Below are 16,685 nucleotides of genomic sequence, written 5' to 3'. Positions count from 1 at the left end.
ATGACCGTCGAATATGGGAGTTACCCGACGCCAATCTCTGAAAGCACGCTTCGGAAATTGCGTTCGCGTGCCGAATATTTCTCAATCACGTCAGGAATATTCATTGCCGCGATATGATCGCTTACAAAGGCCCGGCGATCATTGGCTGCATTGAGATCACGTGCATCGATTTTCGGCAGACCAGAGAAATTCAGCATTTCACGCATACGATCATCGACAGCGACCATCAGGCTCGGAACCCCTGCCTGCATCGAGATGATATTTCCATGGAAGCGGCGGCCAAATGAGAAATCCATCGTTGAACACCATGCACGCCATTGATTGGTATCGAGGAAGGCATGAACGCCGATCTTTTTCTTAAGATCGCCCGACCCCTTGTAAGCAAGGGGTCCAACGAGTTCCCCCGTTGTGGAGTCATAAGCACGGCCATTTGCGTCGTCTTCGACCTGCATGTCGAAGTGCAGAAGCTCGTCTTGAATGACATAGGCTGAACGCCCGTCGTCTGAGCTCAGCGCATTCATATCGCCAATGGTTTCAAGCTCCGCCCCCATATAGCCGGTGAAAACAGTGCGCCCCTCACCAACCTTGACTTCCGGCAGGCGATGAATGGCCTTGCGCATATTATCAGGACGGAAATAGAGCGATGGACAACCAACCGGCCGAACATATGAAAAGCCCTGATCGCGCAGATACCCGGCCGCATCTTCTCCGCGGGTGAGAAAATAGTGCTCACGGTCTTTGAGCACTTCAAGGAGTTTCTTCGTGCCTGCTGGCAGACCGTCATCAGCTTCGATATCAGGGCGGTTCTGAATACCAATACCGAGCATCACAACCGGCATATTCAGCTTGGACAATACGAGCGCTTCCGCATCTGCAGACAGGCCCTTGCGCAAGAGGTTGGCACAAGTGAAAACGCAGATATCAAACTCCTTGTTGATCTCTTCCATACCGGTGCCGTTGTTGACGCAATTATACAAGTGCCAGAACGGAACATGCTTGGCCGAGGGCAGCAGCGCCGACATTGCGCCCTCTCCGATCAGGTAGTTGCCAGTATTACTGATATTCTTAAGCTCCTGGATAAACTTATCCTTTGGCTCCGAGTTCGGCTGCTTTTCGGAATAGTAAATCTGCGACTTGTCCGCACGCTGGATAAAGCGCGTCAGATAGCTTGGAATACCGGTGACAAGAATGCGTGGGCTCTTGCTCATGAGGCGGCCTTTCTGAATTTCAAACATATGCACTTATGCGACTGCGCGACCTGGGAGGATGGCGACAGCGCGTGCATCATTGGGTGTCTCCGGCTGGGAAGGCCGGGATTGCGGGTAAACCGGACTGATTTCATTCGCCCAGTCAGTGAATTCGGAAAATGCGGAGGACCATGTGCGATGTGCCGCCGAAGCGAGCGCTCCTTCCGCAGTTCGCTTCAGTGCCTCACGATCCTGCGCAAGAATGGTCAGGATGCGGGTCATATCGGCAACGATTTGCGCGTCATTGCCATTGCGTATGAGAATGCCGTCGCGGCCATGATTGATGAGTTCATCAACTGCCCCCACCGCCGTCGCAACGGGAACACAACCGAGTTGCTGAGCTTCGGCAATCATCAGCGGCGCACCTTCCCAGCGCGACGGCATCAACAGAACGTCAGCCCATGCGAGATGGTTCGCGATATCCCTGCCGTCAAAAACCGGCGGCGAAACCTTCACGCCTGCATCTTTAAGACGCGTCATCCATGAAGCACTCGGATCGTCGGAGAGAATTTCGCCGCCAATGGCTTGCGCCTCAAACGGAATACCCTGTTCTTTCAGCTTCACGATCGCGTCGTGCAGCCGGTCGATGCCTTTCTGGCGGTCAAGGCGACCCATATAAAGCATCCGTATTGGTTTGCCCTTGCGCAATTCCTTGCGCGCCGATGTGACTTGCGCGCGCATCTTTGCATCGATGGAAAAGCTCGCGCCATTGGGTACCGAGAACACCTTCTCGAACGGAACACCAAAGCTGTGCAGATAGATTTTGAGCTGGTCCGAACAGGTGAGAAACGCATCATAGGCGTGTTCAAATGCGATAGCTGCATAGGGCTGCCCCGCCTGACGGCGGAACACCGTCTCATCCACCACATGAAGATAGCAGGCGGTGCGTGTTCCCTCTGAGCGCAACTTGCCCATAAGCGGGTGCGCTGCCATGACGTGATTGTTCACGACCAGATCAAAGCCGGAAAGCTGGCCACGCAAGATCCCCCAATCAAGCGGGTGATCATCGGTGATAAAATCCTGCCCCAAAAAGCGATTGGTATCGCCCCAGGCCGGAATGCCATCCTTCCAGAAGTGAAGGTAGTCGAAGGACTGATCAAATTCGTCAAGCACATCCATGCGTTCGTTGCCAAGGACGAACAGATGGGTTTCAAAACCCTGGTTCTTCAGTTCGCGTCCTGCCGCGTAAGCGACTTTCTCAGCACCGCCAAAAGAGGCATTAGGAACAAGAACAGCCGCTGTCTTCTTCCTGGCAGCATTATGGGCAAGCGGCAGCACCGGCCCGCCGCCAAGCTCGTCGCGCAACACCTGATACATTTCAGAAAGGGCTGGCAAACGGCGTGGACGCCACGTCCAGCGCATGGCTGCACTTTGCTTGAGCGGGCTTGTGGCAATCGATGTCACCAGATTGAGCATTGACTGCTCCGGCCGTGAAAGGGCCCGACGTTGACGCACGCGTGGAAAGGGGAACCGCACTTTCATACGCGCGGATGTCGGCCACAACTGCTGCGTACCAAGTGAAGCAAACCAGCTCAGTGCATCGTTCTCAATAATCTCGCGCATGAGGCGCGTTGAAACAAAAATCAGATCGGCAGGTCCCTGCCGCGCACCTGACGGCATGATTTCAGTATCAATCCGCCGCTCGTCTTCAACATTGGTCAGCTCCACGAAAACGACATTGGCCTGTTCGGCGAGCTTCTCCAATCGCGACAGAATATTGGGCAGCAACCGCGAACGCTCCAGAAGCTTCAGCGTCTCCGTATTTGAGGAAGCAAGAAACGGCGGGAAGTGAAAATTATCCGGCTCGGACATACTGCCCCAGAAGGTGCGAATTGCGTCATCAAACTTGAGATCTTTCGTGCCAAGGCTCAGATCGCTGAAAAGACTGACAGTCCCTTCACCTGCGCGGATTACGCCATAGCGCGGACATTCCTCGTGTTCAAAGCCGACCAGAGTCGGACGACGGAACAGCGCTTTGTGGCGTTTGCGCAGGAAGTTGATTGAGCCTGAGCGATCGCGATTGGCTTCCTTGAACCGGCTCTCGGCGCGCAAACGATATTCAAATCCGGTATCGTGACATGGGGCGCCGACAAACCCCGCTTCAATAGCCGATAACCAGAACTCCCAATCCTCAAATCCATTTTGCCGGTCGTCATCGAAGCGTACATCGCTTCTGAAAAGCTCCGCCGAAATCATCGAGCCGGTATCGCAAATATTGTCGGTAATGCAGTGGATCAGCCGCGAATAACTGTCGCCATAATGGGCGCGCCAGTTGACGGAGAAAGTATCGATATTGGTGTAAACCCAACCAGCGCCGCTCGATAGAAGCTTACGGTAAAGCGTTTCAATCGTGTGTGGCTGCACCCGATTGTCAGCATCCACAAAATAGACCGCTTTTACATCCGGCATTTCCTCCAGAATGTATTCGATAGCGCGATTGCGTGCGCCACCCGGCCCCGCATTCTCTCCGAAGATCACATGGATGTTCTGGTGGGCTGCTGCATAAAGAGCGAGGCTATCGAAAACCTCGCGGCGTGGATCACCATCAACTGAAACCACAATCTGAGTACGAAATACGGTTTCCGACGCCAGAAGCGTTTCCAGCGCTTCAAGTGCAAGCGCCGCATGACCGTAGAGTGGCATAGCGACAACGATCAAATCCTGGGATCTATCGTACATTCGCGACCTCTTTGAGTATGGTCTGAACGGGGGTTGCTTCAACATGTTTTACAAGGCGGAAATTAAAGACTTTCAGCCAGGAGAAATCGACCGAATCTCCCGCAGCCTTGCTCAGCACGATCAAGTCCATCGTTCGATCAATCGGCTCTTCAAGCATGAAATTGATATCGATCGGACGGTTGGGTGCTACTTCTGACCAGCCACTGAACAGAACCTGCTGGCGGCGGCGATCGAGACTGGAAATCGCATCGATTTCCTCTTTCACATCGGAAGCAAGGTTGACCAGCAGCAATCCGGCAACGCAGGGTTGGCCTTCCGGATGATCAATGACAGCACGCGCTGAAATGCGGACCGTACCGGGGGCTACGACCCGACGGATCGCTGCGGCGGTAATCCCCTCTTCGAGCGGATGGCAACCAATGGCATCTTCATGCTCCAGAAACCGCACAGTCGGAAAATCCGGGGTAAGCGGTGTAACGGAAACGTTGGCCACGTTGCGCAACAGCTCAATTGGCATCCGGTAATCATCGACCTTGCGGCCATTGATGAGCGATGTCGGCACGATTGCGTTGGGCAATGATGCAGGCCGAACGCCCGGAAGCCCCGTAAAAATACGAAGTGCCAGAGGGCGCATATCAAGATCGCCATGCGGGATGCGGGCGCGTGCCGCGTAGCGTTCATTGGCAATCACATTGCCCAACGAGAGTTCTGGAGGCACACCGCCAGTCGCCGAAATGCGCAGGCGCAGCGTTCTATGGCTGCCATCGCACCCTTTCGGCAAAGAGAAAAAGTTCCATTCCGCATGCAGCGTCGAATAGGGCACCAGCCATTCTGCGATGCCTTCGCCATTTTCGAGATAATCGAGCGTTACAATCAGCTGACCATTGCGATTTGCGGGCAAATCACGAAAATGCAGTGCAAAGCCGGAGACAGCATAACTTGAAACCGGGAAGAGCTGTTCAATTTCCGATTCGCGCAGCAGCTTCGCAAATCCCTCATCCTTGGGATCGACCAAAGGTGCATGAGAGAAAATCTCCGTCGAAGAATCCCAGTTTCGCGCATGGAATGCATCTTCAATGGCCCGATAATTCTCGAACATCGTTTCGCGCTCACGGCGCAGCATGGCAAGCTCTGTATGGACTTTGCTGACATGGCCAACGAGGCGATCCAGGCTGCTCTCGAGCAATTGCGAAACCAGCAAAGGAATGTTTTCAGGTGATGTCTCATCAATCCGCACGACAGGCACCTCTGGAAGGGTGCGCATGCGGTAGAGCTGCTGCAAGACGGAATTCAGTTCTTTCGCGCCTTCATCGGAGGCGGCAACAGCAACAAGTGGAAACGTGTTCGCCATCCGCAAAGGCTTACCGTCACTTTCGACAAAAGCAGTCAATGCGCCAAGAGCAGTCGATTCCAGCGCTTCACGATCACGCATCGAAGCAATGGCATAACGGCGGGCTTTCCGCGCCGAGATCGCAGGAAGTGGTGTGCTCAACATAGCCATCCATTGTGTAAGAGCCAACTTGGGAGGTTTGGCATCTGTGCTCAATCAGAAAATATAGACCATGTATTGTCAACAGTAATATAACGAAGACTATATGATAATATTGATAGTATTTGGAACTTATTTAATTCAAAATTTGAAGTAATCTGGATACGTATTGGACATATGGCACAAACACGCAGAAATACGGGCTTTTATATTATATCATCAGGCCTTGAATGCCCAATTGTCGCCATATAATATTTATTTTCCGCTCAATACTGCATCGATCAAGGTTTTTTGCTGTTGTAAACATTCCGACAACCGAAAGCGTTTTTCGACTGTTCGGCGCGCCGCAGCGCGCATCTGAAGGCATGCATCGGGGTCCCTGAGCACATTCAGAATGGTTTGCGCTAGAACATCTGTATCGTAGAACGGAACAAGCAGACCGTTTTGGCCCGACCTGATGACTTCACGCACCGGCGGAGTATCTGAACCGATAATGAGCGCGCCGCAAGCCATGGCTTCAACCACAGACCATGACAGAACGAATGGATATGTCAGATAAATGTGCGCCGTGGATATCTGATAGAGCTTTCGCAATTGCGCATGGGAAACTGTACCGGGAAACACAATGCGACTGGACTGATCAGGCGATAAATCCATCTTGTTGAGCAGATGTTCCCGCCAGGAACCCCCGCCAGGCGGTGGTGTTCCATAGCTTACGCCATCGCCACCAACGAAGACAAAGATCGCATCATTATTTTGCCGGATAACCTTTGCTGCCGCCTCAAAAGCTTGCGGAAACCCTCTGTAGGGCTCCAGATCACGGGCGACGAATGTGATGACACGCGAAGCACCCGCCTTCAGCGTCCGCCCGTCTGGCAACAGGATCGAGGCGTGCCTGTCGGGATAGAACAGTTTTGTATCGACGCCTTCATGCACAACGGCAATCCGGCTTTGAATGGCTTTGGGATAAAGGCTCTTCTGCCAATGTGTCGGGCTAAAACCACCGTCCATGCCATCAAGGGTCACCAGTTGAGCCATATTTCGAAGACGCAACCGCTTTCGCATTTCTGCGTCAGGCCTGTCATCCGGTGCAAAGCCTACATCGGCACCCTGAGCACGATAGAAGAATTCACAATAGCCCAGTGCGGGCGTTGTGGGCAGTACGTCTTTGACGAACATCATACTGCCCCAACCTATGTGACCGATTACAATGTCGGGCGCCTGTCCATGACGTGCCATGGATTCAAATGTTTCAGCCACCCGATGCCCGATCCTTGTGTGTTGATCGGGCACCTCCAGATATCTGGCCATCACACCTCTGGTGCGAGGAGCAGACTCTACTCGGTGGCGGATGACACGGACCGCTGGGAGGCGACGGTCCACTGTCTCGCAAATCAGGCTGACATCATGCCCACTGGTAGCCAGATGCTCGGCTAACGCAGCAAACTGACCAAAACCGCGCCTGTGCACAAAAGCTATACGCATGTCACAAAAAGTGTCCGGTTATCGGTCGAAAACCTGCCGTTATGCATCAGATGCCATAGCGAGCAGCATTGCCCCACACAAGCTCAAGCCTGTGCAAGGTTTGGTATGCGATCTCAAGATTTCGAAGATCGTCGTCATCACGGGCCAGTACACGACTGTAGGTTCTGCTCGCATTTCGCAAGCTTGTACACAGCCGTTCGCCCTTGTCCGTCAGGCGAATACGGGCCGATCGTTTGTCCCTCTGAGAGGCAACACGATCCACATATCCGCCGTCCGTAAGTTGTTTAAGGTAATAGGAAATGTTGGATCCGACATAGTGTCCGCGATCCAGTAGTTCACCCACAGTGAGCTCGACATCACCGATGGCCATCAGAACCAATGTCTGAGCAGGCCCGACGTCTTCCACGCCCAACTTGGTAAGCTCTGTCTTTAGAAGACTTACAAAGCGGCGGTTCACTCGCTCTATCATCCGTGCCAGTTCGAAATGCGTAATTACGACAGTATGGACCGGATGCCTGCGCTCCTGTTTCTCGGCGGTGACTTCAGGAAAGTCAACGGAAGTAAATCCATCGACTGATGTTTCGACTTCCACTCCCTCGTGCAGAAGTTTTTGCATCTCTTTCTCTCCATTTTTCAATTTTACTTCAAATTTTGAAGAAATTTATAGTTATATTTATTTGGCTCCTTTCACATTTCCCCGCCGAAAAAACTTTTTTCTGTCACATTCTCTGCAGTATTACTTTACTGATCTTGAGAACTAGAACACACTTTTTAGGGATATCCGCCACCTGTGACCATTACAAGGCAGATCGCGCATGAATGATACTCGCGAAAACAATCCGGTTGGCAAGAGCCCAGCGGATAAAAAAAGGCCCGACGATTCTGTCACCACGTCCAAAAGCCTTATTTTCAAGGCTCGACGCGTTTTCTTGTCAGGTCTTCTTTATGCAGTGCTTTTGAGTGCCTGTATCAATTTGCTACAACTCACTGTGCCCCTCTATATGTTGCAGGTTCATGATAGGGTGTTGAACAGTCGAAGCATGGACACGCTGACCATGCTGACGATTCTTGCGGTTGGCGCCATGCTGGTGTTTGGCGTGCTGGAGTACATCCGGTCCCTCTCATTTCAGGCTATGGGCAGCGCTCTTGTTCGCCGGCTAAATCTCGCAGTTCTCACCGCAGCAGTTCAGGCTTCGGTCAATCAAGGACTGCCGAAGGCGACCCAGACACTGCGCGACCTGACAGAACTTCGTAGTTTTCTGACCTCCCCTGCAATCAACGCGCCATTCGATGCGGCATGGTCGCCAATCTTCCTTGGTGTTCTGTTCATGCTGCATCCGATGCTCGGTCTGATTGGCCTCGTTGCAGTGATCATTCTGGTTGCTTGTGGTGTGCTGACCGATCTTTTGACACGCAATCTCATTCAGGAAGCCAATCAGGCCAATGTTGAAGCTATTGCGAAAATTGGCAGCAGCCTGCGTCATGCGGAGGCGATCGAAGCCATGGGGATGCTTCCCGCACTGGCCCGGCGCTGGCGAACGATGCAGGTACAGGCACTTGAGGTCCTTGATCTCGGCGGGACGCGCGCGCGCGCCATGTCCTCCATTGCACGCACCGCACGCTTCATCGTCCAGATCGGCTCACTTGGTGCCGGTACGCTTCTGGCCATGCAGCAGGAAATCACGCCCGGCGCAATGATCGCGACCAGCATCATCATCGGCCGCTTGCTGATGCCCTTCGACCGCATTGTCGAAAACTGGCGCCAGTGGGTCAGTGCGATTGCGAGCTGGAAGCGCGTTCAGTCGCTGCTTTCCGAAAACCTTGCGGTGCGCCAGACCATGCCCACTCCGCGTCCTAATGGTGATCTGGTTGTCGATAAACTGATTTATGCAGCACCCGGCGTCGATGTCCCGATCATCAAGGGAATTTCCTTCGCCATCTCCCCCGGCGAGGTACTGGGGATCGTAGGGCCATCTGCTGCAGGCAAATCCACCCTCGCGCGACTGCTTATCGGCATCGTCAAACCAACCTCGGGCGGCGTCTTCCTGGACGGCAACAATGTCTATCTCTGGGAACGTGGCTCGTTTGGCGAAATTGCAGGTTACCTCCCGCAATCTGTTTCCCTTCTGGATGGGACGATCAAAGACAATATTGCGCGCATGGGCGATAGCGATCCACAACGGGTCCTTGAAGCCGCGCGCCTTGCCGATGTGCATGAAATGATCGGACGAATGCCGCTTGGTTACGATACACCGGTTGGCGATGGGCGGCTGACGCTTTCAGGTGGTCAACGTCAGCGCATCGGATTGGCCCGCTGCCTCTATAACCGGCCGCGCATCATCGTGCTCGACGAGCCAAACTCGAACCTCGATGCAGTCGGTGAACGCGCGCTGATGCGCGCCATCGAACATGCACGGGATGATGGTGCCATTGTCATCATGATCGCACACCGTCCGTCTATCATGCAGGTAGCGGACAAGCTTCTGGTGCTCGACAATGGGCGCATCACGCAGTTCGGCCCGCGAACGGATGTCGTCTCCTCACTCACTCCGGCCAGTAGTGGCCCGCAAATGGGAGCGGCAAGCGCATGATAGGCAAGTCCGTTATTCCGCGTCGTGTATCAAGTCTGCTCGCACCGCGTGCAGAATCGTCCGATCACAAGTCGCTCACACGGTTTGGTTCAGTAAAGCCTGAATGGGCGCTGGACATTGAGCAGGAAGATTCCAAATCACCCTTGCGAGGCCTCATCATTGCAGGGCTTGCCACAATAGGCGTTGCTTTTGGCGGCTTCTTCGCCTGGGCCTACTCGGCAAATCTGGGCAGTGCCGCTGTAGCGATTGGTACTGTCATTGTTGATTCCAAGCGAAAGACCATAAGCCATCTCGAAGGCGGCATTCTTGATCGCTTGCTGGTTCAGGAAGGCGATATTGTCACCGTTGATCAACCGCTTCTCCGGCTTGATGCGACCAAAGCACGTTCAGAACTACAATCGCTGGAAAGCCGTCGCATCGGATTGATTGCCAAGCTTGCGCGTCTTCGTGCTGAACAGTCCGGCACCAAGGAAATCGCCTTTCCGGACAAGTTTTCCGAGGGTGGAGAAAATGCGGAAAACGCAATTCGTGCCGAGAACATCTTCTTTCAAAAGCGCCTTGCTCAGAAGCTGAGTAAAATCGACATTCAGCAGAAAACCATTGAGCAGTACACCGAACAGGAAAAGGCTTCGACCTCGCAGATTACAGCCACAGATCGTCAGATTGAGCTTATCAGCGAACAGCGTCGGGCGATTGCAAGCCTCGTTGAAAAAGGCTTCGCTCAAAAGTCGAAGCTTACCGAAATCGACACACGCCTGAGCCAGCTTGCAGGTGATCGCGGCGAATATGCTGGCGACAAAGCGAAGGCCGGGCAGGCAAAGGCCGGGGCACAATTTGCACTGACTGGCATTGAGAGCGATCTGCAGTCAGAAATCGCGGGCGAGATAACATCAAGTCAGGTCGAGCTTTCCGACGTGCAAGAAAGAATCGTTGCAGCCAGGGATGTCATGCGCCGTGTCGAAGTTCGCTCCCCACAGCAAGGCTTTGTCGCCAACATCCGGCTTCGCACACCGGGTGGCGTTGTGGCACCGGGCGAACCAATCATGGATATCGTGCCTGAAAACGAACCGATGGTCGTCGAGATGAAGATAAGCCCACGGGATATCGACAGTATCTCAGTGGGCGCAAGCGCGCAGATCCGTCTGACCGCCTATAACCAGCGTTCAATGCCACCACTCGATGGCAGACTGACCTATATTGCCGCCGATCAATCGCTCGATGAAAAGACAGATACCGCTTATTTCGTAGCTCGGGCAGAGATCACACCGGAAGCGATGACCGCCAATCCGACGGCAAGGCTTTATCCGGGGATGCCGGCTGAAATCATTATCGTTCACAAAGAACGCCGGGCAATCGACTACCTCGTTTCGCCGATTACCGACAGCCTCAACAGGGCCTTCCGTGAAGACTAGAGCACATACCGAAAAATGGGGACCGATTTTCGGACCAGGATAGGCGTAAAAATGAACAGACAGAGCGGTTCGTTCGGGATTGAATCCCTGGAACCGCACTCACTATTTGTTTGACGCATGATCCAACGCAAAACCGCTACGCACCTTTGCTGGAAATGCTTCACCTCAATCAGGCTGCTGTTCTGAGCTTCAGATCAGTAGCCTGTCGAGAAGAGTATTTCACAATATAGATCATCCATAGGTTGAGATTCTCCGACGCGTTCAGTTAGCGCGAGACGCGATGCGCCTTCTGCCATGCTATTGAAACATATTAACTATTATTCCTATAGGGCTATATTTCAAATTTGAAATTAATTTACCACCAAATACAATGTAAATATAAATTATATTGATTATAAATATACATCATATTTCTTTTTATAAAACTGAAATATAAACTATTCGTAATAATTTGTTACTTATGACCGTCAAATTTATACCAACTAATAATGTTGCAATTGTAATTGATGCGGCGCAGACTACTACAAGCATAATGGTCGGACCATTTTCCGGCCTTTTTGTAAACCCATACAGGAACACAAGGAGAAGCAGATGGCCACTTTAGAAGGCGGCGCCTACGACGACGTGTTGTTCGGTTCCCGCTTTGACGATTTCATCCGCGCTCATGGCGGTGATGATCTCGTTTTCGGAGGTGATGGCAATGACACCATCTTCGGCGATAACGGGAATGACACCCTCTTCGGCGGAAACGGTGATGACCTCCTTTTCGGCGGAAACGGTAATGATGTTCTGTTCGGTGATGCAGGAAACGACGTCCTAAGCGGCGGCAATGGGAACGATGTGCTGTTTGGCGGCGCTGGAGACGATGTTCTCCAGGGCGGCAATGGCTCAGACCTTCTCTTTGGCGGCGACGGGAACGATATCCTGCAAGGTGGAAACGGCAACGACATCCTTGATGGCGGCGCCGGCAATGACATCCTTATCGGCGGTGCCGGTAGCGATGTCTTCTTGTTCAACGGCGGCGGCGGAAACGACGTCATCCTGGACTTCAACCCCGGTGAAGACATCCTCCAGATTCAGCAGGGCATTAACGGCCTTGATGTCAATTCGGCGGATGACCTCGCAGATCGCGTCACTCAGGTTGGTGGCAATGTTGTTGTCGATCTCGGCAATGGCGACACCGTTACCCTCGTGAACACCAGTGCAGACGACGTACAGTCCCATCCCGACCAGTACTTCACTGTTCACTGATTGAACGATTGAGTGCGTGCCCGACATCCTCCCGTCGGGCACGTTCCTTCTTCAACTGCCTTCCGATCTCGATTTCTGGCCTGTCACATCTGGCTTAGTGATGTGTTCGGGTTTGCATCCCCAACAAGAATGAAAGGGCGCTCGCATTGAACCTCGACCATTCGGCGGACACTGAAAGCAAAACTGAGAACCTCTCCATTTGCCGTCTTTGCGCCGATGTGGCTGTCGTCATCTGGGATATTCCCGGCCCGGCTCGCTCAACGACCAAATGTACGCTGGAAATGTCTGTCCAGCCTGTTCCCCTGCTCAGTATCGGCATCCCCCTTGAAAATGGTGGCATGCGTATGTTTTGGGCGATGAGAACTGGAACAGAACCAGTCGAATTATCGCTGTCCGCAGGCTCCATGGGCCCAACGGCACAGACGATCCTTTACCCGGCCAGTGAACTCGCGGCTTTCGATGTGGAATATGTGGTGCATGATCTCACCTTGCCGGGGCATATCAAGCTTCTGACAAATATCCTCACAACCTGGCGCAGCACATTTCGGCTCTCCCGTAATCAGACATTTGCGTCCCTTGTCCGCGATCTGACATTCGCGTTAACGCCAGAACCCCGGGAAGCGCAATATTGCGGCGAACCCGTTCGAGGTCACCATCTTCTGGAGACCGCTGTTGATCCGATGCTCGGCGAAGTGTCAGCTATTTACGGCGTTACACCGGGCAGTGTGATGGTGATCCCTCCGCGGTTTGTCGCAAGCAAGCAAGCGCGCAATGCCTGGCAGCCGTGCCATTTGCTGGTTGAGGCGCCCCAGGATCTGCCATCTTCCCTGTTGCTGATCCTGGCCGGACAAAAAGGCGTCGCCGTCCGCAAACTGGCAGCGCGCTCAGCTGAACAGGCAGACTTCACCATGTGGTGGAGCAAGTGGCAGGGCAATGGTGCTTTGCGCGAATTTCTTGTTCGCCAATTGGGAAAACTGAGTGTAGCCGGTACGGCTGTCGCAATTGATTTACAGACACGCTCCCCGTTACCCGTTCGTCAGATTTCACAATCAGCCACCCATCCGGCAGCCACCCATCCTGCAGCCGAAATCGACCTCGCTTTGGCGCTTGATAGTGGACTGATCGTTGGTGGATGGATGCACGATCCTTCCAGTTTGCTTACTGATATCGAATATCTGCCTGAAAGTGGCAGTGCGGTTTCACTGAAGCCGCATTTCCATAAATTCGCAGGCAAGATCGCGAAACGTGAAGATACGCCACAGCAAGACGTGACAGGTTTCGTTGCCTGGTTGCCTTCGGCCAAAAATCTTGGCCCCTTGTTACAGCCGCGTTTTCAAATGCGTCTTTCTTCCGGCGCAACCGCACCTCTGATACCAGCGCCGCAACCTTTTGAACCGTCAGCACAACGCATGCGGATCTTACGATCTGTTCCACCACAGCAAGCGCGGCCGCATGTGTTTGAACAGATACTGGCTCCTGCCCTGACAGAAGTTGAAAAGAAACTTGGCGCGACGGTACGAATTTCTGAAATCAAAGAATTTGGAGAGACGCCCGCATCTCCGCTCGCTTCCATCGTCATCCCACTTTACCGCAATCTCGATTTTCTGCGGTTTCAGTTCTCATCGATGGCGACTGATCCATGGCTGATGGAGAATGCTGAGTTCATCTTCGTGCTCGATTCTCCTGAAATTCAGGACGATACCGAGCATATGCTGGGTGGCCTGCACATCCTTCATGATATGCCATTCAAACTTGCGATCATGAACCGCAATGGCGGCTATGCCCGTGCCTGCAATGCTGGCGCAAGTCTCGCAACCGGCACGACTATTGTCATGCTGAACTCAGATGTGGTGCCGTCCGAACATGGCTGGTTGCAGCAGCTCATTCAGCCTTTGTTCGATGAACCGAAGCTTGGCGCAATCGGTCCGCGTCTGCTGTTCGAAGATGGCTCTTTGCAACATGCCGGGCTTTATTTCGCCCGCGATCGTCAGGGCATCTGGCTCAATCATCACTATCACAAGGGCATGCCCGGTAATTACGCACCGGCGCGACGTGCGCGCAATGTCCCTGGCGTCACCGGCGCCTGCCTGATCACCCGCAAGGATATATTCGATCTCGTGGGCGGCTTTAGCGAAGATTACGTCATTGGTGACTACGAAGACAGCGATCTGTGCCTGAAGATACGCCAGCTTGGTTTCCAGATTTTCTACGAACCGGGAGTTGCCCTCTACCATTTCGAGCGCCGCTCCATCCGCCGCAGTGCCGATTATATGCGCGGCCTCGCCAGCCAATATAATTCCTGGCTGCATACCCAGCGCTGGGATGAAGAAATCACAGAACTGATGACGCCACCACAAGAGGAGAACCAAATGATGGCTCCCTCGAATGTGATTGTGGCCAAATCTGAAAGGAGCGCCGCTTGACCGAAGTGGTAATGCTGAAACAGCCAGAACCTGAAGCCAAACCAGCAATACCCGAAGAACAGATTGACTGGCTGATACATTCTGTTTTGAAGAACCGCTTTCTGCCTTCGCCCGACCCGAACAGCGTTTTTGTCGGCGATGGAGATTATCGTGCGGTTGGCGCTGAATTTCTCGGCCATTTCATCCGCAAAGGCGGCTTGAAGCCCGATGCACGCGTGCTTGATATTGGTTCGGGAATTGGCCGCATGGCCGTGCCGCTGACGCAATATCTCGATATGGCGAAAGCGCGCTATGCCGGTATCGATCCGGTATCAGGCGGCGTCAACTGGTGCCGACAGAATATCACCGCGCATTACCCGAATTTTGAGTTCCGTCATATCGATATTGCGCATGACCTCTACAATCCGAAAGGTACTGTGAACGGTCTCAGTCTGACGCTTCCCTTTGCTGACGGAAGCTTTGACTTTGTCATCATGACGTCTGTAGTCACGCATCTGCCGTCTGATGAAGTGAAGACCTATCTCGAACAGGTATCACGCGTACTTGCACCAGGCGGAAAGCTCTTCATGACTGCATTCGTCGTTGATGATATCGCCGCTCGCGACCGCTTCGGTAAGCGCGACAAGCGCCTCGCCTTTGAACGTCATGGAGCCGGGCCATGCTGGTTTGTGCCAGAGCTTCCCCCCCTTGCAGCTGTCGGCTTTGAGAACGGATTTCTCGACCGCGCTCTTGCAGGCAGTAAGCTGGAGCTTGCAACGAAATCCTTCGGCCACTGGCGTGGTATTGATGCCGATCATTATCAGGATATCTTTATCGCTTCACGCGGAGGTGCCGCCTGATGGCCCCTCGTGTGCTCATCGCAGCTCATAATCATCCATCGCTTCATCCCGGCGGAACGGAAATTTTCGCCCATGATCTGTTCCGCGCCTATCAGCGTGCAGGATGCGAAGCGATGTTTATGGGGGCCACCAACAAGGTGCATCGTGAAGCACGTCCCGGCACAAGCTTTCAGAGCATCGGCAATGGCGGCGATGAAATTCTACTCTGGTCAGGGCACTTTGATCGCTTCTATATGAGCCAGATCGATCTTTATGGCATTGTACCGGATATCGTCGAACTGCTGCGCGATTTCAGACCTGACGTCGTGCATCTGCATCATCTGTTGCTGCTCGGCGCAGAGTTCCCGCATATCGTGCGCCGCACCCTGCCCGATTGCCGCATCGTTCTGACTTTGCATGACTATTACCCCATCTGCCACCATGATGGGCTGATGGTGCGCACCACAGGCAAAGAGCTGTGTCATGGTGCAAGCCCTGACCGTTGTCATGCCTGCTTCAAAGACATTGCGCTCGATAAGTTCGTATTGCGCGAAAGGCACATCAAATCGCTGCTTAGTGCCGTCGATGTCTTCGTCTCACCGAGCGAATTTCTCAAACAGCGCTATGTGGAATGGGGCCTTGCAGAAGATCGTATCGAGGTCATTCACAATGGTCAGCCGGAGCGGCCAGCAGTGGAATTTCGACAGCAGGAGCGGACAAAGCCAACCTTCGGCTATTTCGGCAATCTCAATCCATGGAAGGGCGCGACAGTCCTGCTTGAGGCCGCCCAACAGCTGATTTCCGAAGGCTTTGATTTCGAGCTGCGCGTTCATGGTGCAGCTCCTTTTCAGAGCGAAAGCTTTGTCGGCGAAATCGACCGGCTTTTTGCGCAAACATGGCCGATCGTGCAACGTCGTGGCGCATATCGCCGCGAAGACATCGCTCAACTTATCCAGTCTGTCGATTGCGCAATCATGCCTTCGATCTGGTGGGAGAATGCGCCGCTCGTCATTCAGGAAGCACAGGGACAAAACCGCCCTGTCATTTGCAGCAATATTGGTGGAATGGCCGAGATGATCACTGATGGCATCAATGGTCTCACCGTTCCGCCCAATGATCCGCTGGCGCTCGCCCAAGCAATGCGCCGCATGGCGGAAAACCCGGACTTGCGCCAATCGCTTGGCGAAAATGCGCGGCACCCGGACACCATCGACACCACCGCAGCCCGCTATCTCGCCATGATCGGGTCATTGCGCGCAGCGCGTGTCGAGGCAGCATGAGAGGTAGATC

The 16,685-nt window shown here is 53.5% G+C and carries 11 protein-coding genes; 6 read left to right on the top strand and 5 right to left on the bottom strand.

The genetic code is table 11. From position 1 onward, the window contains the following. Nucleotides 1-20: 20 nt before the first annotated feature. The 5 genes from CEV32_RS22410 to CEV32_RS22390 form a co-directional block, all read right to left on the bottom strand. A complete protein-coding gene (locus tag CEV32_RS22410) occupies nucleotides 21-1,208 on the bottom strand; it encodes a polysaccharide pyruvyl transferase family protein (RefSeq protein WP_094579501.1) in 1,188 nt (395 codons plus the stop codon). A 33-nt stretch (nucleotides 1,209-1,241) separates the two neighbouring features. Beyond that, nucleotides 1,242-3,926: a glycosyltransferase gene (locus CEV32_RS22405; protein ID WP_094579339.1), complete on the bottom strand. Its 2,685-nt coding sequence runs from the start codon at nucleotides 3,924-3,926 to the stop codon at nucleotides 1,242-1,244. Next, nucleotides 3,916-5,421, bottom strand: a complete 1,506-nt coding sequence (locus tag CEV32_RS22400) for a DUF6212 domain-containing protein (RefSeq protein ID WP_094579338.1) — start codon at nucleotides 5,419-5,421, stop codon at nucleotides 3,916-3,918. The genes CEV32_RS22405 and CEV32_RS22400 overlap by 11 nt, the downstream gene beginning before the upstream one ends. 249 nt (nucleotides 5,422-5,670) lie before the next feature. Then, on the bottom strand, nucleotides 5,671-6,900 hold the full coding sequence (locus CEV32_RS22395; protein WP_094579337.1) for a glycosyltransferase family 4 protein: 1,230 nt from the start codon (nucleotides 6,898-6,900) through the stop codon (nucleotides 5,671-5,673). Between the two features lie 46 nt (nucleotides 6,901-6,946). Continuing rightward, nucleotides 6,947-7,516, bottom strand: coding sequence for a MarR family transcriptional regulator (locus CEV32_RS22390; RefSeq protein ID WP_094579336.1), 570 nt, complete (start codon nucleotides 7,514-7,516; stop codon nucleotides 6,947-6,949). 199 nt (nucleotides 7,517-7,715) lie between these two features. Here CEV32_RS22390 and CEV32_RS22385 point away from each other — a divergent pair, with 199 nt between their 5' ends. The 6 genes from CEV32_RS22385 (at nucleotide 7,716) to CEV32_RS22360 (ending at nucleotide 16,675) form a co-directional block, all read left to right on the top strand. Next, nucleotides 7,716-9,491, top strand: coding sequence for a type I secretion system permease/ATPase (locus tag CEV32_RS22385; RefSeq protein ID WP_094579335.1), 1,776 nt, complete (start codon nucleotides 7,716-7,718; stop codon nucleotides 9,489-9,491). Beyond that, nucleotides 9,488-10,903, top strand: a complete 1,416-nt coding sequence (locus tag CEV32_RS22380) for an HlyD family type I secretion periplasmic adaptor subunit (protein WP_094579334.1) — start codon at nucleotides 9,488-9,490, stop codon at nucleotides 10,901-10,903. The genes CEV32_RS22385 and CEV32_RS22380 overlap by 4 nt, the downstream gene beginning before the upstream one ends. Nucleotides 10,904-11,494: 591 nt before the next feature. Beyond that, complete coding sequence (locus CEV32_RS22375) at nucleotides 11,495-12,154, top strand: calcium-binding protein (protein ID WP_094579333.1); 660 nt, start codon at nucleotides 11,495-11,497, stop codon at nucleotides 12,152-12,154. 146 nt (nucleotides 12,155-12,300) lie between these two features. Continuing rightward, the gene (locus CEV32_RS22370; protein WP_094579332.1) at nucleotides 12,301-14,577 is read left to right on the top strand and encodes a glycosyltransferase family 2 protein; all 2,277 of its coding nucleotides are present in this window, start codon (nucleotides 12,301-12,303) and stop codon (nucleotides 14,575-14,577) included. Further along, nucleotides 14,574-15,416: a class I SAM-dependent methyltransferase gene (locus CEV32_RS22365; protein ID WP_094579331.1), complete on the top strand. Its 843-nt coding sequence runs from the start codon at nucleotides 14,574-14,576 to the stop codon at nucleotides 15,414-15,416. The genes CEV32_RS22370 and CEV32_RS22365 overlap by 4 nt, the downstream gene beginning before the upstream one ends. Continuing rightward, nucleotides 15,416-16,675 (top strand): glycosyltransferase family 4 protein, encoded by a 1,260-nt coding sequence (locus tag CEV32_RS22360; RefSeq protein ID WP_094579330.1) that lies wholly within the window; start codon nucleotides 15,416-15,418, stop codon nucleotides 16,673-16,675. Before CEV32_RS22365 ends, CEV32_RS22360 begins: the two co-directional genes overlap by 1 nt. The last annotated feature ends 10 nt before the right edge of the window (nucleotides 16,676-16,685 follow it).

The organism is Brucella rhizosphaerae, assembly GCF_002252475.1.
In the GTDB taxonomy this organism is placed as follows: Bacteria; Pseudomonadota; Alphaproteobacteria; order Rhizobiales; family Rhizobiaceae; genus Brucella; species Brucella rhizosphaerae.
The sequence above is the reverse complement of the archived record's forward strand: the minus strand, read 5'-3'. Positions and strand labels throughout refer to the sequence as shown.

What these genes read in the sequence shown, in the direction of transcription:
- CEV32_RS22410 (WP_094579501.1), bottom strand. Translation starts at nt 1,208, where the DNA reads ATGAGCAAGAGCCCACGCATTCTTGTCACCGGTATTCCAAGCTATCTG.
- CEV32_RS22405 (WP_094579339.1), bottom strand. Translation starts at nt 3,926, where the DNA reads ATGTACGATAGATCCCAGGATTTGATCGTTGTCGCTATGCCACTCTAC.
- CEV32_RS22400 (WP_094579338.1), bottom strand. Translation starts at nt 5,421, where the DNA reads ATGTTGAGCACACCACTTCCTGCGATCTCGGCGCGGAAAGCCCGCCGT.
- CEV32_RS22395 (WP_094579337.1), bottom strand. Translation starts at nt 6,900, where the DNA reads ATGCGTATAGCTTTTGTGCACAGGCGCGGTTTTGGTCAGTTTGCTGCG.
- CEV32_RS22390 (WP_094579336.1), bottom strand. Translation starts at nt 7,516, where the DNA reads ATGCAAAAACTTCTGCACGAGGGAGTGGAAGTCGAAACATCAGTCGAT.
- CEV32_RS22385 (WP_094579335.1), top strand. Translation starts at nt 7,716, where the DNA reads ATGAATGATACTCGCGAAAACAATCCGGTTGGCAAGAGCCCAGCGGAT.
- CEV32_RS22380 (WP_094579334.1), top strand. Translation starts at nt 9,488, where the DNA reads ATGATAGGCAAGTCCGTTATTCCGCGTCGTGTATCAAGTCTGCTCGCA.
- CEV32_RS22375 (WP_094579333.1), top strand. Translation starts at nt 11,495, where the DNA reads ATGGCCACTTTAGAAGGCGGCGCCTACGACGACGTGTTGTTCGGTTCC.
- CEV32_RS22360 (WP_094579330.1), top strand. Translation starts at nt 15,416, where the DNA reads ATGGCCCCTCGTGTGCTCATCGCAGCTCATAATCATCCATCGCTTCAT.